At 60.9% G+C, this 26,462-nt stretch carries 22 protein-coding genes; 8 read left to right on the forward strand and 14 right to left on the reverse strand.

The window, feature by feature from the left end; all coding sequences use genetic code 11:
• Window positions 1–10: 10 nt before the first annotated feature.
• From AC07OG_RS22655 to AC07OG_RS22670, 4 genes are all read right to left on the reverse strand, one after another.
• The gene (locus AC07OG_RS22655) at window positions 11–1,300 is read right to left on the reverse strand and encodes a phospholipase (protein ID WP_495068141.1); all 1,290 of its coding nucleotides are present in this window, start codon (window positions 1,298–1,300) and stop codon (window positions 11–13) included.
• A gap of 153 nt (window positions 1,301–1,453) precedes the next feature.
• Window positions 1,454–3,022, reverse strand: coding sequence for an FGGY-family carbohydrate kinase (locus AC07OG_RS22660; RefSeq protein ID WP_495068142.1), 1,569 nt, complete (start codon window positions 3,020–3,022; stop codon window positions 1,454–1,456).
• Between the two features lie 20 nt (window positions 3,023–3,042).
• Window positions 3,043–4,632 (reverse strand): glycerol-3-phosphate dehydrogenase/oxidase, encoded by a 1,590-nt coding sequence (locus AC07OG_RS22665; protein WP_495068143.1) that lies wholly within the window; start codon window positions 4,630–4,632, stop codon window positions 3,043–3,045.
• Window positions 4,633–4,637: 5 nt separating this feature from the next.
• Window positions 4,638–6,233 (reverse strand): FAD-binding oxidoreductase, encoded by a 1,596-nt coding sequence (locus AC07OG_RS22670; RefSeq protein WP_495068144.1) that lies wholly within the window; start codon window positions 6,231–6,233, stop codon window positions 4,638–4,640.
• A 212-nt stretch (window positions 6,234–6,445) separates the two neighbouring features.
• On the opposite strand from AC07OG_RS22670, the gene gliR reads away from it, so the two are divergent.
• Window positions 6,446–7,480, forward strand: a complete 1,035-nt coding sequence (gene gliR / locus AC07OG_RS22675; RefSeq protein WP_495068145.1) for an AraC family transcriptional regulator GliR — start codon at window positions 6,446–6,448, stop codon at window positions 7,478–7,480.
• 429 nt (window positions 7,481–7,909) lie between these two features.
• Here the strand turns inward: gliR and AC07OG_RS22680 are convergent, their stop codons facing one another.
• From AC07OG_RS22680 to mdaB, 5 genes are all read right to left on the reverse strand, one after another.
• Window positions 7,910–8,278, reverse strand: coding sequence for a glyoxalase superfamily protein (locus AC07OG_RS22680; protein ID WP_060541157.1), 369 nt, complete (start codon window positions 8,276–8,278; stop codon window positions 7,910–7,912).
• Window positions 8,279–8,397: 119 nt separating this feature from the next.
• Window positions 8,398–9,855, reverse strand: a complete 1,458-nt coding sequence (locus AC07OG_RS22685) for an N-acyl-D-amino-acid deacylase family protein (RefSeq protein ID WP_495068146.1) — start codon at window positions 9,853–9,855, stop codon at window positions 8,398–8,400.
• Window positions 9,856–9,899: 44 nt separating this feature from the next.
• On the reverse strand, window positions 9,900–11,345 hold the full coding sequence (locus tag AC07OG_RS22690; protein WP_218425474.1) for a SulP family inorganic anion transporter: 1,446 nt from the start codon (window positions 11,343–11,345) through the stop codon (window positions 9,900–9,902).
• Window positions 11,346–11,554: 209 nt separating this feature from the next.
• On the reverse strand, window positions 11,555–12,472 hold the full coding sequence (locus AC07OG_RS22695) for a LysR family transcriptional regulator (RefSeq protein ID WP_060541154.1): 918 nt from the start codon (window positions 12,470–12,472) through the stop codon (window positions 11,555–11,557).
• A gap of 220 nt (window positions 12,473–12,692) precedes the next feature.
• Entirely contained in the window at window positions 12,693–13,283 is a 591-nt protein-coding gene (gene mdaB / locus AC07OG_RS22700; protein WP_060541153.1) for an NADPH:quinone oxidoreductase MdaB, read from the reverse strand.
• A gap of 160 nt (window positions 13,284–13,443) precedes the next feature.
• Here mdaB and AC07OG_RS22705 point away from each other — a divergent pair, with 160 nt between their 5' ends.
• Window positions 13,444–13,758 (forward strand): putative quinol monooxygenase, encoded by a 315-nt coding sequence (locus tag AC07OG_RS22705; protein ID WP_218425472.1) that lies wholly within the window; start codon window positions 13,444–13,446, stop codon window positions 13,756–13,758.
• Here the strand turns inward: AC07OG_RS22705 and AC07OG_RS22710 are convergent.
• Window positions 13,748–14,512, reverse strand: a complete 765-nt coding sequence (locus tag AC07OG_RS22710; protein WP_495068147.1) for a sulfite exporter TauE/SafE family protein — start codon at window positions 14,510–14,512, stop codon at window positions 13,748–13,750. The genes AC07OG_RS22705 and AC07OG_RS22710 overlap by 11 nt on opposite strands.
• Window positions 14,513–14,729: 217 nt before the next feature.
• On the opposite strand from AC07OG_RS22710, the gene AC07OG_RS22715 reads away from it, so the two are divergent.
• On the forward strand, window positions 14,730–15,614 hold the full coding sequence (locus tag AC07OG_RS22715; protein ID WP_495068148.1) for a LysR substrate-binding domain-containing protein: 885 nt from the start codon (window positions 14,730–14,732) through the stop codon (window positions 15,612–15,614).
• Here AC07OG_RS22715 and AC07OG_RS22720 read toward each other — a convergent pair.
• The 3 genes from AC07OG_RS22720 to kynU all read right to left on the reverse strand — a co-directional run bounded on the left by AC07OG_RS22720 (window position 15,555) and on the right by kynU (window position 19,748).
• Window positions 15,555–16,994, reverse strand: coding sequence for an amino acid permease (locus AC07OG_RS22720; RefSeq protein ID WP_495068149.1), 1,440 nt, complete (start codon window positions 16,992–16,994; stop codon window positions 15,555–15,557). The genes AC07OG_RS22715 and AC07OG_RS22720 overlap by 60 nt on opposite strands.
• A gap of 85 nt (window positions 16,995–17,079) precedes the next feature.
• The gene (locus tag AC07OG_RS22725; RefSeq protein WP_495068150.1) at window positions 17,080–18,393 is read right to left on the reverse strand and encodes an OprD family porin; all 1,314 of its coding nucleotides are present in this window, start codon (window positions 18,391–18,393) and stop codon (window positions 17,080–17,082) included.
• A 104-nt stretch (window positions 18,394–18,497) separates the two neighbouring features.
• Window positions 18,498–19,748: a kynureninase gene (gene kynU / locus AC07OG_RS22730; protein WP_495068151.1), complete on the reverse strand. Its 1,251-nt coding sequence runs from the start codon at window positions 19,746–19,748 to the stop codon at window positions 18,498–18,500.
• A gap of 174 nt (window positions 19,749–19,922) precedes the next feature.
• On the opposite strand from kynU, the gene AC07OG_RS22735 reads away from it, so the two are divergent.
• A complete protein-coding gene (locus AC07OG_RS22735) occupies window positions 19,923–20,396 on the forward strand; it encodes an Lrp/AsnC family transcriptional regulator (protein WP_495068152.1) in 474 nt (157 codons plus the stop codon).
• A 120-nt stretch (window positions 20,397–20,516) separates the two neighbouring features.
• On the opposite strand, the gene AC07OG_RS22740 is transcribed toward AC07OG_RS22735, so the two are convergent.
• The gene (locus AC07OG_RS22740) at window positions 20,517–21,530 is read right to left on the reverse strand and encodes an AraC family transcriptional regulator (protein ID WP_060541145.1); all 1,014 of its coding nucleotides are present in this window, start codon (window positions 21,528–21,530) and stop codon (window positions 20,517–20,519) included.
• 379 nt (window positions 21,531–21,909) lie between these two features.
• Between AC07OG_RS22740 and antA the strand changes: the two genes are divergently transcribed.
• Genes antA through AC07OG_RS22760 form a run of 4 tightly spaced genes read left to right on the forward strand, consistent with a single transcriptional unit; the run spans window position 21,910 to window position 26,277 of the window.
• On the forward strand, window positions 21,910–23,301 hold the full coding sequence (gene antA / locus AC07OG_RS22745) for an anthranilate 1,2-dioxygenase large subunit (RefSeq protein WP_495068153.1): 1,392 nt from the start codon (window positions 21,910–21,912) through the stop codon (window positions 23,299–23,301).
• On the forward strand, window positions 23,301–23,792 hold the full coding sequence (antB, locus tag AC07OG_RS22750; RefSeq protein WP_060541143.1) for an anthranilate 1,2-dioxygenase small subunit: 492 nt from the start codon (window positions 23,301–23,303) through the stop codon (window positions 23,790–23,792). The genes antA and antB overlap by 1 nt, the downstream gene beginning before the upstream one ends.
• A gap of 18 nt (window positions 23,793–23,810) precedes the next feature.
• Window positions 23,811–24,830, forward strand: coding sequence for an anthranilate 1,2-dioxygenase electron transfer component AntC (gene antC / locus AC07OG_RS22755; RefSeq protein WP_495068154.1), 1,020 nt, complete (start codon window positions 23,811–23,813; stop codon window positions 24,828–24,830).
• A 43-nt stretch (window positions 24,831–24,873) separates the two neighbouring features.
• Window positions 24,874–26,277, forward strand: a complete 1,404-nt coding sequence (locus tag AC07OG_RS22760) for an amino acid permease (RefSeq protein WP_495068155.1) — start codon at window positions 24,874–24,876, stop codon at window positions 26,275–26,277.
• The last annotated feature ends 185 nt before the right edge of the window (window positions 26,278–26,462 follow it).

Here is a 26,462-nt window from a genome sequence, read left to right on the forward strand (position 1 = left end):
GTCGCGATGGCTATGGCGCCAATCCCGCACGGGCGTAAATGCGGCTATGGGCGCCGAAATGCCCCAGCAGTTTGAACAGCTGCTGGTTAAGTGCCGGATGGTCGAAGCCTTCGCGCAGCAGCTGGTTGCCGCGGCTGAAATCGCTGGTAATCGGTGCCGCGTCCAGCCACTGGCCGATGGCTTCATCGAAGGCTGCGGATTCCTCGACGGACTCGGCACTCACCACTTCGCGCAGGTAGTCCACCGAGTACGGCGGATAACGGGCGTCCTGGGCAAAATCGGCGTAAGCGTCAAGCATCGGGTGTGCCTGCCCGGCGCGCAGCAGGCGACGCAGCCAGGTCGTCTGATATTTCTCCACTTCCGCGTGCCGGGTGGCGACGCGCTCGATGGCTGCATGCTTGTCGGCATCGAAGCCGGCCAGGGCCTTGCCTTCCAGCAGCAGCAAGCTCGCAAGACCGACACCGGGCAGCGGCTTGGCGTGATACGGCTGGGTCAGGTCCTGAACGTGATGCAGGCCCCAACCGAGAAATCGATAGCCCCAGTAAGAGTGGCCAGTGGCAAATGCCAGTCGCGCCAGGCCCATGTACTGGTAGGCGCGCCAGTGCGGCCAGCTGTGCCGAAGAAATCCGGCTGCGGCATAGACCACCGGGTTTTCCTGGAAGAACCCCATATGGAACGGTGCCTGGGAGCTGTACTGAAACCGGGCGTCGCCGAAAGGCTGTGGGCCGAAGCCGTACAACGCGCCAACCTCGCCCGGGTTGTCGCTGAACAGGTTGATGTCGTGGCCGTAATCCGGCTCGTCCGCGGCGCTGGCCAATACGGCCAGGGGCGCTACTTGTTCGTGGTCAGCAACAACGATGAAGCGCTGTCGATTCCACGGCGAGAGCGTCTGCGGCACCATGACCTGCTCGGCCTTGAGGTGTTCACGCTCGGGCAGATCCTTGCCCGGCATCGGCTGGATGACCATCGCCAGATGAATCCCGGGGTTGATGCGCAGTGCGGTGAGGAAGTCGTGGCGCAGATTGCCCCCAGGCACGGCGGGCAATCGCAGGTTGTCGGGGCGCGGCGGATATGGGGCGAAGTGCTCACGGGCGAAGCGCTCCTGCTCGTCGAGCAGCGCGCTCACGGCTTGGTATTGCTGCGAAAGAAACTGTTCCAGCGGCTCGACTTCGACCTGTGGCGCATCACGCAAAGTCGGCAAGTCCTGCAACGCCAGGTAACTGCCGACCGTATGGTTCGACCAGCCCCAGGCCATCGGCGCCGTTCCACAAAGCAGCAACAGGAGGAATGTCAGCTTCATTGCTTTTGGTTCTTATTGGATGTGCAGTACGGTTGAGCCTAACAACCGCCCCTGCCCCTGACACTGTCCAATCTCACCAGAAAAACTCTCCGATAGCGCCACATGCACGGTAGAAGAAACACCACAGTTCATTGTGGGAGCGGCGGTGTTCTTTCAGGCGGGGTAACCGGTGATTTTGCGGATGCTCTGGTACAGAGGCTTGAGCTGTCGGTACATGCGCAGGTAGACCTCCCTGTACAGTCGCTCATAGATCTGCTGCGCTTCGGGCTGCGGCATGAATACCGCTCCAACCCGGGTCATGGCCGCCATCGCCGTGGGGAAATCCGCGTGCAGCCCCAGCCCCACCGAGCAGCAAATCGCCGCCCCAAGGCCAGATGCTTCGTAGACGTGCGGTCGCTCGGCCGGCAGGCCGAAAATGTTCGCCGTGAGTTGCATCGCGGCATCGCTCTGGGAGCCACCACCGGCCACGCGCAAGCGCGTGACGGAGAGCCTCGAACGTTTCTCGATCTTCTCCATGCCCTGGCGCAAGGCATACGCCAGACCTTCGAGGATCGCCCGGTAAATGTGCGCACGGGTGTGCACGTCGCCGAAGCCAATCATCGCGCCCTTGGCTTCAACGCCCGGTTCGCGGATGCCGGGCGACCAGTAAGGTTGCAACATCAACCCCATGGACCCGGGCGGCACGGCGTCGACCAGTGCATCGAAGAGTTGCTCGGGCTCAACGCCCTGGGCTTTGGCCTGCTGCATTTCCCGCAGACCGAACTCGTTCTTGAACCAGCTGACCATCCAGTAGCCGCGATAAATCATCACCTCGCAGTTGTACTGGTCCGGTACCGCAGACGGGTAAGGCGGAATCAACGGGACGATTTCAAGATAGCGCGACCGGGTGCTGGTGATGGTCGCCGTGGTGCCGTAGGAAAGGCACACAGTGCCTGGGTCGACGACGCCGGAACCCACCACTTCGCAAGCCTTGTCGGCACCCGCGGCGATCAGCGGCAGACCCTCGGGAATGCCGGTGTGGCGGCTGGCCTGGGCACTGATGTAGCCCAGGGTTTCACCGGGCTTGTGCAGGCTCGGCAGTTGCTCGGGGCGCACCGCCAGCGCCTGCCATTTCCAGTCGGAGGGCGCGGCCCAGCGCAAGCGCTTGAAGTCGAACGGCAGGTAACCGACGCAACAGCCTACGGAGTCGACAAAACGTCCACACAGACGATGGGTGAGAAACCCCGAGAGCAGCAAAAACTTGTCCGTCGCCGCCCAGACTTCAGGCTGGTGGCGGGCGATCCAGTTGGCCTCGGCCTGGGCGCGAAAGTGGTCCACGGTGGCCTGCGCACCGACCAGTTTGAACAGCCAGCCCCACGGTCCCTTGATGCCGCCTTCGACTTCACTCTGGCGTTGATCGAGCCACAGGATTGCCGGTCGCAACGGCTTGCCTTGGGCATCGACGTTGATCACGGTGCCGCGCTGGGTGGTCAGGGACACGCCGGCAATCTGTGAACGATCGATGCCGGTCTGCTGCCACAACAACTGGCAAGCCTCACCCAGTTTCGCCCAGTAATATTCCGGGTCTTGTTCGGCCCAGCCAGGTTGGGTCGAGTAATAGGCCTGCAACTCGACCTTGCCTTTGCCCAGCAGATTGCCCTGCAGGTCGAAGAGCAGTGCGCGCACGCTCTGGGTGCCATTGTCGATGGCCAGCAGGTAACGCTTGTTCGGGTGGTTATCCATGGAGCTCTCTTCAATGGGCATCAATGCGTGGCATTCGGCAAACCGTGATGGCGTTGCCACAACGCCCGATAACGCTGCTGCTCGCGCAGCCAATGCTCATCGTCCCAGCCCAGTCGCGGCTGGCAGAGTCGGCGGATGGCATCAAAGTGATCCTCGGCGCCGCGAGGCAATAACAGACCCAGGCGGGTTCGGCGCAGCAGCAGGTCATCCAGGTGCAGGACCATTTCCGCATCACAGGCAAAGGCCAGTTCCGCCCACAAGGTGTCGGTGGCACCGACACTGTCATGGCCCAACTCTGCGATCAGCATCGCCAGTCTCGGCAGATCACGGCCATGCCGCCCGGCCAGGCGGCGCCACTGGTTGGCGCTGAGCCCCGGTATCACCAGCGGCGGCACGACAGCAAACACCGGCGCGGCATCTTCATTGAACGGACGCTCGAGCATGGCCGCACAAGCCTTGAGCACTTCGATGGCCTGCGGGCGAAAAGTGGTCAGCTTGCCGCCGGCCAGGGTCACGCATCCTGGTTCCTGCCACAGCACATGCTCACGGGTTTCATTCGACGGTTTGAGTTCACCCCCAGTGCTGCCCACCACCGGACGCACCCCCGACCAGGTCGACAGCACATCGGTCGCGCCCACCTCTGCCTGGGGGAATTGCTGGTTGCAGGCAGCCAGCAGATAGTCGAGCTCGTCGGAACTAATGCTCGCGCTCTGGTCCAGATCCTCATGATGATCAAGGTCCGTGGTGCCGACCACCGTGGCGCCCTCCCAAGGGAAAACGAATACCGGACGACGGTCGCACTCGTGCAGAAAGGTGAAGGCTTGCGCCACTGGCAAGCGCCAGCCCGGCAACAACAAATGGCTGCCACGCAACGGCCGTAACTGGCGAGGGGTGTCGGGCAGGCGCAAGCGCTCGGCCCACGCACCGGTGGCCACGGCCAGCACACCACAACGCAATGTCAGTAACCCGCCGCCCTCGCAATCCTCGACCTGAACCCCGCAAACCCGCCCCGCTTCACGCAGCAATTGCTGCACGCGCACGCCGTTGAGCACCACGGCGCCGTCGGCCCGGGCCTCACCCAATACGCGCATCACCAGACGGGCATCATCAGTCAGCGCATCGACAAAACAGGTGCCGCCCAGCAGGTCATCTTCCTTCACTCCCGGCGCCAGATAACGCAGGTGTTGCGCGTCATGGAAGCGATGGCTGCGCCGCCCGGCCAATGCGTCATAGATCGACAGCAAGCCACCCAGCACCCGTGGTCCGGGAAGGCCGCCACGGTAATGCGCCATCATGAAACTCATCGGCTCCACCAGCCCCGGTGCTTCGTCGAGCAAGCGCTGACGTTCGCGGACCGAATCGCGGGTCAGGCGCCACTGGCCCTTGGCGATGTAACGCAAGCCGCCATGGACCATTTTCGAGGAGCGACTGGAGGTGCCCCAGGCAAAATCACGCTGTTCCAGCAACAGGCAGCGCCAGCCACGGCGCGCGGCTTCGCGCAGGATACCGGCGCCGCTGATGCCGCCGCCGATGACGATCAGGTCCCAGGTTTCATCCGCAAGCGTCGGCAATACCTGTTGGCGCCAGGCGGCGTTCCAGTCCAGGCTCATGGCCGTCACTCCTGCAACAACGTGCCAGGGTTCAGTCGCCCGGCCGGATCAAAGTGCCGACTCAGCGCCTGCAAAGTGTCCATCGCCAGCACACCTTTCTCGCGTAGCAGGTACGGCGCGTGGTCCTTGCCCACGCCATGCTGGTGGCTGATGGTGCCGTGGTTGTCGACGATGGTCTGGCTGGCCGCCTGCTTGAGTGCCTGCCAGCGCGCCAGGGTGGCGGGATAGTCCGCCGCCGGGCGAAACACATAGGTGGTGTAGATGCTCGACCCTTCACCGTAGACATGGGACAGGTGGGTGAAGACATGCACCCGCTCGCCTTCGGCCGCCAAGGCGTCGCGCAGGCTGTTTTCGATCAGAGTGAGGAGATTATCGACGTTGCTCCAGTCGGTGGCCGTTTCCAGGGTGTCCACCACGTAACCGGCGTTCCACAGGTTTTCGCGCAGGTAGGGAAAGCGAAAACGGTTCTGTGCCCACTTCTTTCCAAGCAAAGTGCCGGTAAACACCCCGCCGAACGACTTGAGGTGCTTGCGAGCCTGACTCAGGGACAGCGCGTTTTGTCGGCGATTACCGGTCACGCCGAACGTCAGCAGGCACTTGCCTTCACCGGCACCGCGCAGGGCCAGATACTTTTCCAGCCAGGCGATCTGCTGCGGGTGACCGGCCAGCGCCAGCTGGGTTTCGGTTTCCACGGCGTTGGACAAGCGCAGCATCGACAGCGGCACGCGCGCCTGGGCCAACTGGCGGATGGCTTGCAGTGCCTTGGTCCAATCGGGCAAAAACACCCCGTAGAAGCGTTCGTCGGCAGGCAGTGCGCTGATGCGCACCTTGACCTGGGAAATGATCCCGAACCGGCCCTCACAGCCCAACACTACCTCGCGCAGATCAGGACCGGCCGCCGAGGCCGGGAAGGTGGGAATTTCCAGCGGCCCGGCAAAGGTTTCCAGCGTGCCGCCGGCGAACAGTTGCTCAATGCGCCCGTAACGCAATGACTGCTGGCCACTGGAACGACTGGCGACCCAACCGCCCAGGGTCGAGAGCTCCCACGACTGCGGAAAATGGCCCAGAGTGTAGCCACGGGCGCGCAACTGACTTTCTACTTGCGGCCCACTGGCACCGGGGCCGAAAGTGGCCAGCAGGCTCTGTTCGTCGAGGTCCAGCAGGCGATTCATGCGCGCCAGCGAAACCGTGACCACCGGCCGCGCGGAGCTCGGTGGATTGATGTGCCCGGCCACCGAGGTGCCGCCGCCATAAGGGATCAGGCACAGGTCCTGCTCATGGGCGAGCGTCAGCAATTGGCGAATCTGTTCGGCGCTTTCGGGAAAGGCCACGGCGTCGGGATAATTGCCCAGCGCGCCTTCACGCAATGCCAGCCAGTCCGGCAGGCTCTGGCCCCGGGCATGCAGCAGACGATCATGGGCATCGACGCTGTACAAGGGGTGCTCCTGCAGCCGCGACTCCGGTACGCGGGCCATTGCCGCCTCGAGCGTTGCATCGGGCAGCGCTCGACCTTCACCCAGTCGCTGGGCGAGAAAGCTCGCGCCCTGGGCCGGCAGTTCGACCACCGTAGTTGCATCTCCCCAGCCGTTCCAGCGTCGCATGCGTGTGTCCTTTTACGGTTCTTGTCAGTGATATTTTTCAGGCCCCCATACTAGTGAGCCGTCCGAAAGTGTCACGGTCGCATCCGGCCAGTTCGAGTAGCCAATTGAGTCAAACGTCGAGCAGGCGTCAGCCATTTACTTTAGCCGTGGTTTCAAATTACCTTTCAGGGCATTCATCCGCGCACGCGGGCCTTGATCAAAGGAATACGATCATGCAATCCCTGGGCTTCACCTCAGTTCCGCCGCTGCTCAAGTACCTGCGTCATGCCGAACAACTGGGCATGGCCATCGAGCCTGCGTTGGCGGCGGCCGGGTTGCAGGCACAGCAGTTGAGTGACAACAGCCTGCGGTTGCCGGGTGAAGCCCATGAACGCTTGCTCGATTATTTCTGCGAACACTCGGGCGATCCGCTGTTCGGTCTCAACGCCGCGCATTTTGTGCTGCCCAACTCCTGGAGCGTGCTGGGTTACATCACCATGAACTGCGCGACACTGGGCGACGCCATGAGCCGCATCATGCCGTTCGAGAAGTTGGTGGGAGACATGGGCGTCAGCCGCGCCGAGGTACAAGGCAGCGAGGTGCACCTGATCTGGACATGCCGCCATCAGCGCCCGCGAATTCGCCGGCACCTGGTGGAAAACGTGCTCGGTTCCTGGCTGCAATACGCGCGCTGGATCGCCGACACGCAAATGTCGCCGGCCGCCGTCTGGCTGGAGCATGCACGCCCGGCCGACACGACGCTGGCGCAGTACGAGCAGTTCTTCGACTGTCCGGTGCTGTTCGACCAGCCTTATTCGGCGCTGATTGTGCCGTTGCCGTATTTGCAGTTGCCCTTGCGCCAGGCCGATGCGCAATTGCTGCGCACCCTGGAAGAACATGCCATGGGCTTGATGGCGACCCTGGAGGATGCCTCGCTGCAACAGCGGGTCAAAAGCATCCTGCGAAAATTGCTCAAGGAAGGTCTGCCACGCAAGGAGCAGGTGGCCGAGCATCTCGCCGTGTCGGTGCGCACGCTGCAACGCCAGTTGCACCTGGCCGGTACTTCTTACCAGCAGATCCTCGACGACCTGCGCCAGGAGCTGGCCGAGCATTACCTGCTCAACAGCAACCTGCCGATTCAGGACATCGCCCAGTACCTGGGTTTCACCGAACCCCGCTCGTTTCACCGCACGTTCAAGAGCCGACGCGGGGTACCGCCCGGGGAGTTTCGGCAGAGCCATCGGGTGCAGGGATGTGGTAGCGACTGAGTGGTCCATGTTGTCACCAGGGTGCCCGCCCCCCTCACCCCAGCCCTCTCCCGGAGGGAGAGGGAGCCGACGGTGAGATGCTCTGGATGTACATCGACCTGAAAATTTGGCTGTGAATCCAGAATCGACTTGATGCTGCAGGTCGGTCAGTACCTCCCTCAGGGAGAGGAGATCGACCGTCAGACACTCGGGATGAACATCGTTCTGACAATCCCGTTGTGAATCCATAATCGACTCGATGCTGCGGGTCGCCCAGTCCCTCCGTCAGGGAGAGGAGCCCGACCGTGAGGTATTCGGGATGTACATCGATCTGAAACTCCCGTCGTGAATCCATAATCGACTCGGTATTCCAGGTCGATGTATGACGCAAGACACCTCGGTCGGTCCCCTCTCCCCCTGGGAGAGGGCTAGGGTGAGGGGCTTTCAGGCTCAGAGACTGATCGCGTTAGTGAACACCAACCGATTGCCAAACGGGTCGGCAATGGTCATGTCCTGGCTGCCCCACGGCATGGCCTGAATCTGTGGATGGGCAAACCTGTACTCCTTGGCCAGCAGCTGCTGCTGAAACTTCTCCAGCTCATCCGTCTCGATCCGCAGCGCAGAACCCGGTGTGCTGTCGCCATGGTGTTCGGACAAGTGCAGCACACATTCGCCACGGGAGATTTGCAGGTACAGCGGGAAATTCGCTTCGAATCGATGTTGCCAGTCGATCTTGAACCCCAGGAAGTCGACGTAGAACTCCACTGCCTTGGCTTCATCGAAAATGCGCAGGATTGGAGTGGTTTTACCGAAGCTCATCGGGTTGCTCCCAGACAATGAAAGCCCGCAGTGTAGCCGGGCTTGATGTCAGCGAGTCGGCTTAAAAGCGCCATTCTTTAGTTGCAAAATGCCATCATTGTGACGCAACACTCGAAATCTCACTGAAAACCGCCACGCAAATCGCCCTCCCGCGCCAGGAACCGCCCCGCCCTGCTCCCGTTGGCCTGGCCGTCGCGGTAACTCAATACGCCGTTAACCCATACCCCTTCAATACCCTGCGCCGCCCGCTGCGGATCGCTGAAGTCGGCAACGTCACGAACAGTCACCGGATCGAACAACACCAGATCGGCCCAATGACCTTCACGGATTTCTCCCCGGCCCTTCAAGCCGAAGCGTGCCGCCGACAGGCCGGTCATTTTGTGTACGGCGGTGTGCAATGGAAACAGTCCCACGTCGCGGCTGAAATGTCCGAGCACCCGTGGAAACGCGCCCCACAAACGTGGGTGGGGAAACGGGTCTTCCGGCAAACCGTCAGAGCCGACCATCGACAGCGGATGCGCAAGGATGCGGCGTACGTCCGCCTCATCCATCCCGTAATACACAGCGCCCGCTGGTTGCAGCCGGCGAGCGGCATCGAGCAATGGCACAGCCCACTCGGCAGCGATGTCCATCAGGTCGCGGCCGCCCATTTCCGGGTGGGGCGTCGACCAGGTGATGGTAATGCGATGGGCATCGGTGACCTGCTTGAGGTCCAGGGTCGAAGAACTCGCGGCGTAGGGATAACAGTCGCAACCCACCGGGTGGTTTTTCGCCGCCTCTTCCAGCGACGCCAACAGCTGTGGACTGCGCCCCCAGTTACCGGCACCGGCACATTTGAGGTGGGAAATGATGACCGGGGCTTGCGCGTGACGGCCAATGCGGAACGCTTCGTCCATGGCTTCCAGCACGGGTTCGAATTCGCTGCGCAGATGGGTGGTGTAGACCGCCCCGAATGCCGTCAATTCTTCCGTCAGTTGCATCACCTCATCGGTCGACGCCGAAAAGGCGCTGGCGTAGGCCAGGCCTGTGGACAAGCCCAGCGCGCCGGCCTCCAGACTCTCGCGCAACTGACCGCGCATGGCCGCGATTTCTTGCGCGCTGGCGGTGCGAAACAGGTCGTCCAGGTGATTGCTGCGCAGCGCTGTGTGGCCAACCAGGGCCGCGACGTTCAACGTGGTGTTCGCCGCTTCAACCGCCGCGCGGTAGTCGCTGAAGGTCGGATAAACAAACGCGGCGGCGCTACCGAGCAGGTTCATCGGGTCGGGCGGATCGCCGCGCAAAGTCACCGGCGAGGCGCTGATCCCGCAGTTGCCGACGATGACCGTGGTCACACCCTGGCTGAGCTTGGGCAGCATCTGCGGCTGACGGATGACCACTGTGTCATCGTGGGTGTGCACGTCGATGAAGCCGGGTGCCAGCACCTGGCCGGTGGCGTCGATTTCCTCGCCGGCGCGTGCATCGTGCAGGTCGCCAATGCGTTGAATGCGGCCGTTCAGGATCGCCACGTCGGCACGATAGCCAGGGCTGTTGCTGCCATCGATGACCAGAGCATTGCGAATCAGCGTGTCGTACTGCATGTCAGTCTCCCGCCGGCAAGTGATTGTCGCCCTCATACGGTTACTCAGTCGTGATGCACCCGGGCACGCTTGAGCAGCTTCTTGCAGCGCTCGGACAAGTGCAGCACCCGCAGGTGCTTGCCGGCCCTGGTGTAGCGCTCGCGAAGGGTGTCCAGCGCGGCGATGGCCGAATAGTCGACAAAGCTCAAGTGCTGACAATCCAGGGTCACCTGCGCCGGGTCGTTGGCCGGATCGAAATGATTGAGGAACGGCGTGGTGGAGGCGAAGAAAAGCGTGCCGTGCACCCGGTACAGCTTGCTGCCGTCACTCTCCAGATGACTGTCGGCGTAAAGCTGCCGGGCCTGCTGCCAGGCAAAATTCAGCGCCGCAATGATGATGCCGCACAGCACCGCCGTGGCCAGATCGGTGAATACCGTGACCACCGTGACCGCGATGATCACCAGCACATCATTGAGCGGCACCTTGTTCAGCACCCGCAGCGAGGCCCAGGCGAACGTCTGCTGCGACACCACGAACATCACCCCGACCAGCGCGGCCAACGGGATACGCTCGATCAGCGGCGACAGGAACAGGATGAACAGCAGAATCGACACCCCCGCGATTACGCCGGACAAGCGCCCGCGCCCCCCGGAACTGAGGTTGATCACGGTCTGGCCGATCATTGCACAACCGCCCATGCCACCGAACGCCCCGGACACCAGGTTCGCCGCCCCCAGCGCCACGCACTCGCGATCCGGGTAGCCCCGGCTCTCGGTGATTTCGTCGGTGAGGTTCAGGGTCAGCAGGGTTTCCAGCAGGCCGACCAGCGCCATCAGAATCGCGTACGGCGCGACGATGCGTAGGGTTTCCAGGTTCCACGGGATGTCCGGCAGGGCCAGGGTCGGCAAGCCGCCGGCAATGTGCGCCATATCGCCCAGGGTGCGGGTTGGCAGGCCGAGCAGATAAACCGCCAGGCCGACGCCAAGAATCGCCACCAGTGCCGGCGGAACGCTGCGGGTCAGGCGCGGCAACACATAGACAACAGCCATGGTCACCGCGACCAGGCCGATCATCATGTACAGCGGTGTGCCGCTCAACCAGGCTTCACCGCTCTTGAAGTGTTCCAGTTGCGCCAGCGCAATGATGATCGCCAGGCCGTTGACGAAGCCGAGCATCACCGGATGCGGGACCATGCGCACCAGTTTGCCAAGCTTGAGCAGCCCGAACGCCATCATGATCAAGCCGCCCAGCAACACCGTGGCCAGCAAATATTGCACGCCGTGCTGCACCACCAGCGCGACGATCACTACCGCCATCGACCCGGCCGCCCCGGAAATCATGCCCGGCCGCCCGCCGAACAGCGCGGTGAGGGTGCAAATGATGAATGCGCCGTAGAGCCCCATCAGCGGATTGAGGTGAGCCACCAGGGCAAACGCGATGCATTCGGGCAGCAGGGCGAACGAAGTGGTGAGTCCGGCCAGTACATCGGCGCGTAGACGTTTTGCTTTCATGTGGGGAACCGCACGCAGGAGTAGCGAGAAAAGATTGTGCGGATGTTACGGAATTGCGGATGGCCCGGCCAGTTCATGCGCCTGCACAAATGCCATCGCGAGCAGGCTCCCACAGTGGTTTTTCGTCTCACACAAAATATGTGGCCTGCGATGATCAATTGTGGGAGCGAGCCTGCTCGCGATGAACAATGACGCAGTCTAAAGCGAACTCAAAGCACGCCCTGGAAATCGGCGTTGGCATATTCCGCCAACTTGCCCTGGATAAAGTCCAGGAAGCACTGAATGCGCAGGGCCAGTTGCGAGTTGCGGTAGTACACCGCGTTGATTGGCTGGCGATAACCACTGTTGAACCCGGCCAGCAGCACTTTCAGACGCCCGGCACGAATGTCTCCAATGGTCATGTAGTGCGACAGACTGGCGATGCCCTGGCCTTCCAGCGCCAGATGGCGAATGGTCTCGCCGCTGGACGCGCTGATCGAAGCCTGGATCGGCCAGCGGTCACCATGAACATAACGCAGGGGCCATTGGTTGAGGCCTTCGTTCTGAGTGAACCCGAGCAGCGTATGGTTGGCCAGATCGGCCACGGCAGTCGGCGTACCGTGGGCCTCCAGGTAAGCCGGGCTGGCAACGATATGCAGCGGGCTGCACCCCAGGGAGCGGGCATGCAGGGTGGAGTCGGTCAGGGTGCCGATGCGGATGGCTATGTCGGTGCTCTGTTCCAGCAGATCGATAATCAGGTCGTTGCTGTTGAGTTCGAGCTGGATGTCCGGGTAGAGCCTGCGGAACTCATCAATGTAGGGCACGATGGCATGCAGCATGAAGGGGGAAGCGGCGTTGATCCGCAGACGGCCGGACGGCGTTTGCTGGCGGGAGGACAGGCGTTCTTCGAGTTCATCCATCTGATCGAGAATCAGCTTGGCGTGTTCGAAGAAATACCTGCCCTCCTCGGTCAGGTCCATGCGCCGCGTGGTGCGGTTGATCAACGTGGTTTCGAGCTTGGCTTCCAGCCGCGACAGCGTGCGGCTGATCGCCGAAGGCGTTTGCCCGACCTGCTCGGCCGCCGCAGAAATCGACCCGCATTCAATCACACAGACGAATATCTGCAACTCATCGGATCTGGCTTTCACGTGTGTCCCTTATCGATAGCCCTGTGGCGAGGGGGCTTGCCCCCGTTGGTGCGCGAAGCGGACCCAAAACCGTTAAAAGCGGTGTTTCATATGAACCGCGTTCACCGAATCTACGACGGCTTCACCGCCGAACGGGGCGGTGCGGCGGTCCGACAAGCCCCCTCGTCACAAAACGCCCCATGCGACAGGAGCAATAGAAGTCGATAGTAGCCTGAAACGCTTAGGCGGACAGGCCAAACACCTCGGTCAAATGCTGCTCATACCGCGCCACATCCGCTTCGATGTTCGGGCGTTTCATCACGTCCACGCACAGGAACGTCGGCAAACCGCTCATGCCAAGGAACTCGTTGGCCTTGTGAAACGGGAAGTACACCGCGTCCACGCCCTTGGCTTCGAAGAAGTCGGTCGGATCGTCGAAGGCTTGCTGCGGTGCGTTCCAGGTCAACGACAGCATGTACTGCTTGCCCTGGATCAAGCCGCCGCTGCCGTACTTCTGCGATGCGTCGGAACGGGTGCGGCCATCGCTGGCATACAGGCTGCCATGGCCTTCGGTGAAGACTTCGTCCACGTACTTCTTCACGGTCCACGGCGCGCCCATCCACCAGCCCGGCATCTGATAAATGATCACGTCGGCCCAGAGGAATTTGGCCACTTCTTCGGCGACGTCGTAACCCTCGTCAATAAAGGTGGTTTTAACGTCCATACCACCGCGGTCCAGCACGCTCAGCGCGGCTTCATGCAGGGTAGCGTTGTAGCGACCATCGGAATGGGCGAATTTCTTGCCACCATTGAGCAACAGGACTTTTTTCATGGAAGGTCTCACAAGGTCTGGAATTCGATGGCGGCAGAGTATCGATCCGACTCGCGCGGAATAAGACAGGAACAAGCAAAATTCATTTGACCAAAACGCACGAATCAACCGGCGATTGTTGCATTACAATCGCCTCCATTCTGACGTTGAGGACATTTTGATGAGTGAAATCCAAGGCTTCATCCTGCACGCCAAGACCCGCCCGGAAAAATCCGACGCCTTCGAAGCGTTTTTCAGCGGACACGTGGAAGCGAGCCGCGCCGAGCCCGGTTGCATCGAATACCACATGCTGCGCGACAAACAGGACCCGACGTTGTTTATCTTCTATGAGATCTGGCAATCCCAGGCGCACCTGGATGTGCACTCCAACCTGCCGCACATGAAGCAGTTCCTCGAACAGCGTGATCAATACCTGGAACGGGATTTCGACATTCGTGCCATCGAGATGATCAGCCCGTCGTCCGCTAGCCGCTGATCAACAAATGGCCGCCGAGCAAGCCCAGGCCAATGAAGAACACCCGTTTGAACAGCACGGCGCTGATCCGCTGGCGCAGCCATTGCCCCAGCCACATCCCGAGCACCGCCGGAATCAGCGCCAGCAGCGACGCACTCAACTCGCCGCCACCGAGGGCGCCGCGCCATAACAGCCCGGCGGCCAGGGCGAGTGTCGAGACGGTGAACGACAGGCCCAGCGCCTGCACCAGTTCGTCCTTGCTCAACCCCAGTGCTTGCAGATAGGGCACCGCCGGAATCACGAACACGCCGGTGGCCGAGGTGATGACGCCCGTCACCACACCGCACACAGGCCCGAGCCAGCGCTCATGGCGAGCGTCAACACGCAGGGTCGGCAGGAACAAACCGCTCAGCGCATAGAGCAGCAGCGCTGCCCCCAATCCCCGCACCACCCAGTGCCCGCCCGCCATGCCGATCCAAAGTGTCCCCGCCCCCGTGCCAATGAAAATCGCCAGCAGCATCGGCCACAGTCGCTTGAGCAACCCGCGCAGATGCCCGCCGAAGGCCAGTTGCCAAACGTTGGTCAGGGTCGCCGGAATGATCAACAAGGCGGCAGCCTGCGATGGAGCCATAGCCAGACCGAGCAGGCCCATGGCGATGGTCGGCAGGCCGAGACCGATCACGCCCTTGATCATGCCGGCCAGTACAAAGGTGCCGACAACCAACAGCGAAAGGGCCAATCCGAGATTCTGATAAAACGCCGAGAGTGTATTCATGGGGCTATGGTGAGCCCGCGGGGATTGATTGAAAATCTGCCATATACTTAGGCTGCCTCTTGTTTATACAGAGGCTTGCATATTCGTTGTTGCTGCTGGTCCCTTCGCGAGCGAGCCCGCTCCCACATGGAATTTGTGTCGTTCACAGATCCACTGTGGGAGCGGGCTTGCTCGCGAAGGCGTCCGTGCAGACAACACACCTCTTGAGGCTGTACCAATGCACTTCGACCTGACCGACCTGCGCCTCTACCTGCACATCCTCGACACCGGCAACATCACCGCCGGCGCCGCGCGCAGTCATCTATCACTGGCAGCGGCGAGTGCGCGAATCCGCGCGATGGAAGCGTCACTTGGTACTGATTTCCTGCAACGCGGCCGTCGCGGGGTAACGCCGACGCCTGCCGGCAAAGCCCTGGCACAGCACGCCCGGGGCCTGCTGCAACAAGCCGAAAGCATGCAGCAGGACCTCGCCGAATATGCAAAAGGCGTCAAAGGCCAGGTACGGTTGCTGTGCAACACCACGGCGATCACCGAATACCTGCCGGAATTGCTCGGCGATTTCCTGCGCGAGCACCCCAACCTCGACATCGACCTGCAGGAATTGCCCAGCACGCGCATCACCCACGCCTTGCGCCAGGGTGCAGCAGACCTCGGTATCGTCTCCGACGCGGTGGACGCCCAGAGCCTCCAGACCTTGCCCTTTCGCGACGATCCGCTGGTGCTGATCATGCCGCCCGGGCATCCCCTGGCCGCCGGCAAACCGCCGGGTTTCAGCGATACCTTGCAGCACGATTACGTGGGACTGGCCGCCAATAGCGCACTGGCGGTGTACCTCGAAGAACAGGCGTTGCACGCAGGTATGCGCATGCAGATCCGCATCCGTGCGGAAGGCTTCGACGGGGTGATTCGCATGGTCGCTCGCGGTGCCGGGCTGGCCATCGTGCCGCTGGCGGCGATCCAGCGCCGGGCGCTGGATCAACCGCTCAAAAGCTTCGCGTTGAAGGAGGACTGGGCACAGCGAAAACTACTGCTGTGCGCCCGTTCATTCACTGGTCTGCCCGGCTATGCCAGAGCGCTGTTCGAAGCCTTGCGCACTGAGTGAGGCCGGCTTTGGCTTTCTGAAAAACAGACCATAGACCACCGTCAGCAGAACCAGGAACGGCACGCCGAACACCAGGGTCATCTTGAAGGCCTCGGTGAAGTAGGTGGTGATCATCACCGCGCCCATCAGCACCAACCCCAGCAATGTCGTGTAAGGAAACAGGCGCATGCGGAACGACAGTTTGCGTTCGCCGTGGCGCTGGTGATAACGGCGGAAACAGTAGTGGGTCAGGAAGATCATGAACCAGGTGAAGATGGCGCCGAACATGGAGATCGCCATCATCAAGGTGAACGAGCTTTCCGGGTACAGGATGTTGAGCAACGTCGCCAGGGCAATGCCCGAGCTCGACAACAACAGGGCATTGAGCGGAATCCCGGTCTTGCTCAACTTGCCCATGGACTTGGGTGCGTAACCGCCACGGGACAGGCTGAACATCATGCGCGTGGTGATGTACAACTGGCTGTTCATCGCCGACAGCGCGGCGATCAGGATCACGAAATTCATCACCCCGGTAGCGCCGGGAATGCCGATGGCCTGCATCACCGTGACGAACGGGCTCTGCGCGTGACCGGCCTGCACCCAAGGCACGATCGCCAGCATCAGCGCGAGGGTCAGCAGGTAGAACACCACCAGCCGCACGATGGTCGCGCGAAAGGCTTTCTTCACCGCTTGTTCCGGGTCCTGCGCCTCACCGGCGGCCACCGCGATCATCTCCACGCTCAGGTAGCTGAAGATCGACACGATGACCGCGATCCACATGCCTTGCAGGCCATTGGGGAAAAAGCCGCCGTGGGCGGTGTAGTTGTGCACGCCGTATTCCGGGTTGCCGGAACCGAACACCACATACACAGCGAGAATGATGAAGCCGACAATCGCGCCGATCTTGATGGTCGAGAACCAGTATTCGAAAGTGCCAAACGTCTTCACGCTGATGGCATTGAGCACAATCAGCACACTGGAGAACGAGATGATCCACACCCACTCCGGCACGTTGGCAAACCAGTACTTCATGTACATCGCCACCGCCGTCACTTCCGTACCGACCGCCAGCACGATCGCTGCCCAATAGGCATAACGCACCAGGAACCCGGCCAGGGGGCTGACATAAAATTCGGCGTAGGCACCGAACGAACCGGAGGTCGAATGGGCCACGGTCATTTCCGCCAGGCAACCCATCAGCAGCAAGGTGATGATCGCGCCGATGGCGTAGCTGAGCAGCACGCTCGGCCCGGCATAGCCAATCGCGTAGGCACTGCCCATGAACAGTCCGGTGCCAATCGCACCGCCAATGGCGATCATGCTCATCTGCCCGGACGTCAGCTGACGCCGCAGACCCTGTTCACGGTTGGATATCGTTTCAAAACCGGCGTTATCGGTCATTTTTATGTCCTCTGAATATTGTCTTTCTTGAAGAGCACGTCTTGGTTTTTACGGTGGGGATCAGCCACGCACAGCAGCACACGGATCAGAAAATACTCAGTGGATACTCGATGATGACGCGCACTTCGTTGTTGTCCGTGGTATCAGCCCGGGCCACTTGGGCGGTCGAACGCACACTGGCCTGGCGTACCCGCACCGAGAGGTCCCTGGCCTTGCCCGACTGCACGACGTAGCGCGCTTCGATGTCGCGTTCCCAGCGCTTGCCGTCATCGCCGTAGCGCCCATAGGCGCCGTTGGGACCGCCGTCGTAATGGCGGTCGTCGATATGGTCACCGCTGACGTAGCGCGACATGAAGCTCAGGCCCGGCACGCCGAACGGCGCCATGTCCAGGTCATAACGCAGTTGCCATGAGCGTTCGTTGGGGGCGTTGAAGTCGAGCACCTGAACCGAGTTGGCGAGGAAAATCGACGTGCCCGGCTGCTGGTCGAAACCCAGGTAATCGAACGGTTCATTGCCATCGACCTGTTGATACGCCAGGGTCAATCGATGGGCGCCGAACTTGTACGCGCTGGCCAGCGACCAGGTGGTGTTGTCGATCTTGCCGGCAAGGCGCTGGCCATCGTCGAGGGTGCGGTAAATATTGAAATCCAGGTTCAGCGACTGGCCTTCGCTGAGGATAAAGGTGTAATTGCTGTTGGCGTAGTACTGCCGCCAGATATCGGTGAACTGCGAACCGTACAGGCTGACGCTCAGTTGATCGTTCAGGGCGTAACTGCCGCCCAGATAATCGACGCTGCGGGTTTCCACGCCAGCGTACAGCGCTTTGAGTGCGCCATCGGCGTTGGTCGAATTGCTGTCGTTGCCGGCGGTGAAATGACCGATGTCCAGTTGCAAGGCCTTGAGTTCATTGCTGGTCAGCTGAAAACCGGTGGCCACGCTGGTGAACAGTCGTGCATTACCAGTACCGAACACAGGGTTGAGTGGGGTCAGGTTGCCGTACTTGAGCTCGGTCCGGGATATCCGCGCCTTCACCGCGCCACCCGCTTCGGAATACTCGTCCTCGGGGTTACCATCGGAATCGACGGGCAGCAAGCCCGTGCCCGTGCGTCCCTTGCCACTGTCGAGCTTGATGCCCAATTGCGCGTAGGCATCGACCCCGAACCCTACGGTTCCCTGGGTGTACCCGGAGCGGTAATCGAGCATGATCCCGTGAGCCCATTCATCCCGATAATTCTGCCCGCCAGGGTTGTTGAGGTTGTTGCGATAAAAATAGAAGTTACGGTTGGTCAGGGTCAGGCTGCTGTCTTCGACGAATCCGTTGCCTGCGTCGGCATAGGCCATTTGCCCGAGGCAACTGCTGATGGCCAACGGCAAGGCGGGCCAGAGGGAAAGTCTCATTCTGCGTGCTCCTTATTATTGTGATTGCACAGAACTCTTGTTGGACGGCGGCCGAAGCCCTGCTGCGCGCAAAAAACGGCAGCCGGACGTCGACATCGCAAGTATCAGGTGACGCTGTGGCGGACCTGGAATCGCGCTTGCGCCCAGGTTTTCTCATCGAGAATCTCGCCAAGGATCTGCACCGCATCCCAAACCTCGGTGAAGGTCGTGTATAGCGGGGTAAAGCCGAAACGCATGATCCGCGGCTCGCGGTAGTCACCAATCACACCCCGCTCGATCAGGGCCTGGATCACCGCATAACCTTCAGGGTGTTCGAAGCTGACGTGGCTGCCACGCTTGGCGTGCTCGCGCGGAGTGATCAGCTTCAATTCGTGAGCTGCGCAGCGCTGTTCGACCAATTCGATGAACAGGTCCGTCAGGGCCAGGGATTTGCGGCGCAGGCTGGCCATGTCAGTCTGGGCGAACACGTCCAGCCCGCACTCGACCATTGCCAATGAAGTGATCGGCTGGGTGCCGCACAGATAACGGGCAATGCCGCTGCTCGGCTCGTAGCGAGACTCCATTGCAAACTGTCGCGAATGGCCGAACCAGCCCGACAGCGGCTGCGGCACCAGATCGCATAACTGCGGCGACACCCAGACAAACGCCTGCGAACCCGGACCGCCATTGAGGTACTTGTAGGTGCAGCCGATGGCGTAGTCGGCGCCCGCCTGATGCAGGTCGACAGGCACCGCGCCAGCGGAATGCGCCAGGTCCCAGATGGCCAGCGCCCCACACTCGTGGGTCAGAGCCGTGAGGGCCTGCATGTCGTGCATGTAGCCCGTCTTGTAATTGACGTGGGTGAGCATCACCACCGCCGTGTCCTGGTCAATCGCTTGCGGCAACTCTTGCGGGCTGTCGACCAGGCGCAAGGTGTAGCCCTGCTGAAGCATGTCGGCCAGACCTTCGGCGATGTACAGGTCTGTGGGGAAGTTACTGGCTTCGGTCACGATCACCCGTCGAGTTGGCGAACGTGTGGCCTGCACGCGCAACGCAGCGCTGAGCACCTTGAACAGGTTGATCGAGGTGGTATCGGTCACCACCACTTCGCCGTCGCGGGCACCAATAAGCCCGGCCAATCGGTTACCCAGACGCTCGGAAAGATCGCGCCAACCGGCACTGTTCCAGCTGCGGATCAGGCCATTTCCCCACTCCTGGGCGATCACCTCCTGAGCACGCGCCAACGCCGCGACGGGGCGTGCGCCCAGCGAATTGCCATCGAGATAAATCACACCGTCGGGTAGCGCAAACTGCTGGCGTAGCGGCGCGAGAGTGTCCTGGGCATCAAGCTCCAGGCAATCGTTTCTTGTTGTCATCGGGTGTCCTGTTCTTTGAAGGTCGTAGCGTTTTTACGGGCGTTTCCGGCCCTTTTCCGTGGAGAGATAATGAACGATGACTTGCAGAATTTTCGTGCAAAGTAAGCGGCCATAGGGTAGTTGTTTCGCATAAAATTCGAATACAACTCCTATAAACGCGGATTTACACCAGCCATGAATCTCGACTCGACAGACCTGCGAATCCTCCATCAACTGCAACAGGATGGCCGTATCAGCAACCAGGAACTGGCAGAGAAAGTCGCCCTGTCGCCGTCGGCCTGTCTACGCCGATTGCGCCTGCTGGAAAGCGAGGGAATCATCTGTGGCTATCGCGCCGTGCTGAATGCCGAGCGGCTGGGAATCGAGCTGGAAGCCATCGTCCATGTGTCATTGCGACAGGACATCGAGGACTGGCACGAGACCTTTATCAAGAAGGTCCAGTCGTGGCCGGAAGTGATCACCGCGTACGTGATTACGGGCGCGAGCAACTATGTGTTGCGGGTCCAGGCGCGCAACCTCAAACACTTCTCCGATTTCATCGTCAATCACTTGAACCGCACGGCGGGGGTCACTGATATCCGCTCGGAAATAGTCCTGCAGAAAATCAAGGAGCGCGACGAGTTGCTGGACCTGGTGGTGCGCAAGTAAGGGAGCAACGCACTGCCAAACCTGTGGGAGCGGGCTTGCTCGCGAAGAGGGAGTGTCAGTTGACACCAATGTTCACTGGACCTGCGCATTCGCGAGCAAGGCCGCTCCCACAGGGTTCGCTCAGAAGCCCCGCATGCGCCGGGCTTCATTGCGCTGCAAGGTCATGCTTGGGGATTCGTCGAACAGCTTGCGGTACTCGGCGGAAAAACGCCCCAGATGGGTGAAGCCCCAGCCCATGGCGATTTCGGAAATATTGCGCACCGAGCCGTGCTCGAGGATCTCCTGGCGCACGCCGTTCAAGCGGTATTTTTTCAGGTAGACCATTGGCGACAGAGCGAAGTACTTCTTGAACGCCTCGAACAGCTTGAAGCGCGAAACCCCGGCAGCGAGCTCGATGTCCTCCAGATGCAAGGCCTCGCGAGCATTGTCGTGAATGTATTGCCGAGCCCGGATCAGGTAATGGGGCAACTTCACGCCCAGCACCTCCCGCAACTCCTCTGAATAATTATTCGGCTGAGCGAGGATCAGGCCTTTGATGAGCGAGCTCTCAATATCCCGGGTGAACGCCACTTGCTCGTACAGCTCGCTGCTGCGTTCCAGCTCGGTGATGAAATAACGCGCCATACGCCACCACGAGGCCGACGCACCATCGACCGCATCCATCACCGGCTCGAAGCGCAGCGGCGCGTCCAGCGGCCGCTGCAGCAGGCCTTGCAGGGACTCGCTCATGGCGACGCGGGTGATCACCACCTGGACCTTGCGGCAGTCGCCGGAGATCGCCAGCAGCTGGTTTTCATTCGGGGAAATAATCACGCCTTGGTCGCGGTCAGATCTCAGCACACTGCCGTTCTTGCTCAACTCCTGCTCGCCCACCAGGGGCAAGCTCAGGCTGTAACTGCTGAAGTGCTCGGCGTCTTCGATATCGATGGTGACATCGGTGCCGTACTCGATGGTGCCCAGGGTCGTGGCCATCGACTTGAACATGTTGGCGCTGTGATGGAAGCGGATTCGCTCGGGCGTCGTGCTCACGAGTCGATGCGGCCCGCAAATACCGGACATCCAGTTTCTCGCGGCCTCAAGATCATCGCTGTCGACACGAATGTCGCGACACTGCGGATCGGTTTTGCTGTTCATCACGGTGCACCCACAGGCTATTTTTCAGCGCGCTCTGACGGCGCGTCTCAGGCGTGGAGAAGGCAAGTTCCAAGCCATGAAACCCCGGCGCCAACCAAGTGGATAGCAATCCTCGACTATGCGGATAAAGCAGCCGATGAACGCCCCCCAACAGGCACTCGAGGTTGTGCGAAACAGTACCTCATTGTTGCAAACAGGGGCAGCCGTTCATCGTTTGATGCGCGGTTTGGGTAGTCGCTGCACAGCGTGATACCCCGCGCGTGTTACCCCACAAATTATACGGACTGCCTTCGCCGACAAACCGGATAGACCCCCACCCGCCCCACTCCCTCTAATGCGCACACCGATTAGCCCCAATACAAAAACAGGTACACCCCCCATGAGTGGCGAAAAAAACGTCGAGCAGTGGAAAGCGTTTATTGAAGGCTGCCTGGACTTCCGTCCGGTAGATGGTGTGTTCCGCATTGCCCGTGACATGTTCACCGAGCCGCAGTTGTTCGACCTGGAGATGGAACTGATCTTCGAGAAGAACTGGATCTACGCCTGTCATGAAAGCGAGCTGGCCAATAACCACGACTTTGTCACCATGCGCGCCGGCCGTCAGCCGATGATCATCACCCGCGACGGCGAGGGTCAGCTCAACGCACTGATCAACGCCTGCCAGCATCGGGGCACAACCCTGACCCGCGTCGGCAAGGGCAACCAGTCGACCTTCACCTGCCCGTTCCATGCCTGGTGCTACAAGAGCGACGGGCGCCTGGTGAAGGTCAAGGCGCCTGGCGAATATCCGGAAGGCTTCGACAAGGCGACACGCGGCCTGAAAAAAGCCCGCATCCAGAGCTATAAGGGTTTCGTGTTCATCAGCCTCGATGTCCACGCCGACAACAGCCTGGAAGACTTCCTCGGCGACGCCAAGGTGTTCTTCGACATGATGGTCGCCCAATCGCCCACCGGTGAGCTGGAAGTGCTGCCCGGCAAGTCGGCCTACACCTACGATGGCAACTGGAAACTGCAGAACGAAAACGGTCTCGACGGCTATCACGTCAGCACCGTGCACTACAACTATGTGGCCACGGTGCAGCATCGCCAGCAGGTCAACAGCGAGAACGGCACCGGCAACGGCAGTACCCTCGACTACAGCAAGCTCGGTGCCGGCGATGCCAATACCGATGACGGCTGGTTCGCCTTCAACAACGGTCACAGTGTGTTGTTCAGTGACATGCCGAACCCGACGGTACGCTCGGGCTATGCCACCATCATGCCGCGACTGGTCGAAGAACACGGCCAGGAAAAGGCCGAATGGATGATGCATCGCCTGCGCAACCTGAACATCTATCCGAGCCTGTTTTTCCTCGACCAGATCAGCTCGCAACTGCGCATCATTCGCCCGGTGGCCTGGAACAAGACCGAGATCATCAGCCAGTGCATCGGGGTTAAAAACGAGTCGGACGCCGACCGCGAAAACCGCATTCGCCAGTTCGAGGATTTCTTCAACGTGTCGGGCCTGGGCACTCCGGACGACTTGGTGGAATTTCGTGAAGCCCAGCGCGGTTTCCAGGCGCGCCTGGAGCGCTGGAGCGACATTTCCCGTGGCAATCATCAATGGGCCACCGGCGCCACGCCCAACAGCGAGGCGATCGGCATTGCCCCGGCCATGACCGGCACCGAATTCACCCACGAAGGGCTTTACGTCAACCAGCACGGCAACTGGCAGAAATTCCTGCTCGACGGCCTGGACGCGAAATCCCTGAAACTCCGTGAGGTGCAATGATGAATGCGCAATTGCAGTACCAGATCGAACAGTTCTTCTACCGAAAATCCGAACTGTGCGATGCCCAGGACTGGGACGCCTACATCAAGTTGTTCGACGAGCAGAGTGAATTCCACCTGCCGCAATGGGACTCGGAACACGTCTACACCCGCGACCCCAAACGCGAAATGTCGCTGATCTACTACCCCAACCGTTCCGGCCTGGAAGATCGCGTGTTCCGCCTGCGCACCGGCAAGTCCGCGTCCTCGACGCCGATGCCGCGCACCCTGCATTTGATCAACAACGTGCGGATCAGCGAACTCGAGGGCGGTGAACTGGAGGTGCGCCTGAACTGGCACACGCTGTTCTATCGCCTGGCTACCTCCGAGCAGTTCTATGGCCGCGCGACCTACCGGCTCAAGCCTCACGCCGACAGCTGGCTGATCAGCCGCAAGCATGTGCTGCTGCTTAACGACACCATCAACTCGGTACTCGACTTCTACCACCTCTGAGCCCCTGGAGACCGAGGCATGAATCACAAAGTAGCGTTCAGCTTTGCCGACGGAAAAACCCTGTTCTTTCCCGTACAACCCAACGAAATCCTGCTCGACGCCGCCCTGCGCAACGGCATCAATATTCCCCTGGATTGCCGCGAAGGCGTCTGCGGCACCTGCCAGGGGCGCTGTGAGTCGGGTGACTACAGCCAGGATTACGTCGACGAGGAAGCGCTCTCGAGCCTGGACCTGCAGCAGCGCAAGATGCTCACCTGCCAGACCCGGGTCAAATCCGATGCGGCGTTCTATTTCGACTTCGCTTCCAGCCTGTGCAACGCCTCGGGTCCGGCACAACTGAGCGCGAAGGTGACCGACGTCAGGCAGATTTCTGCCAGCACCGCGATCCTGCACCTGGACCTCGGTACGACCACCCCGCTGGATTTTCTGCCGGGGCAGTACGCCCGTTTGTCGATTCCCGGGACCGACAGCAAGCGTTCCTATTCGTTTGCCAATCGGCCAAGTGAACACAATCAACTGCAATTTCTGATTCGCCTGTTGCCCGACGGCGTCATGAGCAACTACATCCGTGAACGCTGTCAGGTGGGCGACGAAATCATGCTGGAGGCCCCTCTGGGTGCCTTCTATCTGCGGCATGTGGCCAAACCGCTGATCCTGGTGGCGGGCGGAACCGGGCTGTCGGCACTGCTGGGCATGCTCGACGACCTCGCCGAACGCGCTTGCGCGCAGCCGGTGCACCTGTACTACGGCGTGCGCGACGCTGCCGACCTGTGCGAACGCGCACGGATCGAGGCCTACGCCGAACGCCTTCCGGGGTTTCGCTACACCGAAGTGGTCAGCGACCCTTCGCCGCAGTGGACGGGCAAGCGCGGCTACATTGCCGAGCATTTCGACCTCAGCGAATTGCGCGACGCGCCGGTCGACATGTACGTCTGCGGGCCACCGCCGATGGTCGAGTCGATCAAGGACTGGTTGCAGACCCAGGCACTGGACAGCGTTCACCTGTATTACGAAAAGTTCACCGAGAGTAATATCTGATCTTTCAAATCAGGCCTGACAACAATAACCAGAAGGGATCGAGATGGCGGATGAAATCTTGCAACAGGGAACGCTCAAGCGGGGGTTGAAGAATCGGCATATTCAACTGATCGCCCTGGGCGGGGCGATTGGCACCGGGCTGTTCCTCGGCTCTGCGGGCGTACTCAAGTCGGCCGGGCCGTCGATGATCCTCGGTTATGCGATTGCCGGGTTCATCGCCTTCCTGATCATGCGCCAGTTGGGCGAGATGATTGTCGAAGAGCCGGTGGCCGGTTCCTTCAGTCACTTCGCCCACAAGTACTGGAGCGGTTATGCCGGCTTCCTGTCCGGCTGGAATTACTGGGTGCTGTACGTTCTGGTGGGCATGGCCGAGCTGACGGCCGTGGGCAAGTACGTGCAGTTCTGGTGGCCCGAGATCCCGACCTGGGTCAGCGCCGCGGTGTTCTTCGTGCTGGTCAACCTGATCAACACGATGAACGTCAAAGTCTTCGGCGAGATGGAGTTCTGGTTCGCGATCATCAAGGTCGTGGCAATCATCGGCATGATCGTCCTGGGCTGCTACATGCTGTTCAGCGGCACCGGCGGGCCGCAGGCGTCGGTCAGTAACCTGTGGAGCCACGGCGGATTCTTCCCCAACGGCACCACCGGCTTGCTGATGTCGATGGCGTTCATCATGTTTTCCTTCGGCGGCCTGGAACTGGTCGGCATCACGGCAGCTGAAGCCAGCGAACCGAGGAAGGTGATTCCCAAGGCGATCAACCAGGTGGTGTATCGCGTGTTGATCTTCTACGTCGGCGCCCTCACCGTGCTGCTGTCGCTGTACCCCTGGGATCAACTGCTGCAGACCCTCGGCGCGTCCGGCGATGCCTACGGTGGCAGCCCGTTCGTACAGATCTTCTCGCTGATCGGCAGCGACACCGCCGCGCACATCCTCAACTTCGTGGTGCTCACCGCGGCGCTCTCGGTCTACAACAGCGGCGTCTACTGCAACAGCCGCATGCTCTACGGCCTGGCCGAACAGGGCGACGCACCAAAGTCGCTGATGAAACTGAACAAACAGGGCGTGCCACTGCGGGCGCTGGGCATCTCGGCGCTGATCACCATGCTGTCGGTGCTGGTCAACTACCTGGCGCCCCATGAAGCGCTGGAGTTGCTGTTCGCCCTGGTGGTCGCCTCGTTGATGATCAACTGGACGCTGATCAGCCTGACCCATCTGAAGTTTCGCAAAAGCATGGGCCAGCAAGGCATCGTTCCGGGCTTCAAGTCGTTCTGGTTTCCCTACAGCAACTACCTGTGCCTGGCGTTCATGGCCATGATCATTTGCGTGATGTGGATGATTCCGGGCATTCGGGCCTCGGTCATCGCCATCCCGGTGTGGGTGGTGATCATCTACCTGTTCTACCGCATACGTGTGGCGCGCGATCGCGGTTTGCCCGTCGCGCAATAATCCAACGCGCAACAAAAAGCCCCGGTATTGCGGTAATGCTGTTCACTTAAGCATGGTGTTGTTAAGAACTGGATTGGGGGGATATCCATTGCTGCGGTAACGGCCACCTATGGTTTCGCTCTTACAGCGAGTCACTTTTGGAAGAGCCCAAAAGTAACCAAAAGGCTCTTGCCCCACCACTCGGT

The sequence above is a fragment of the Pseudomonas sp. GW821-FHT09H03 genome, from assembly GCF_059415945.1.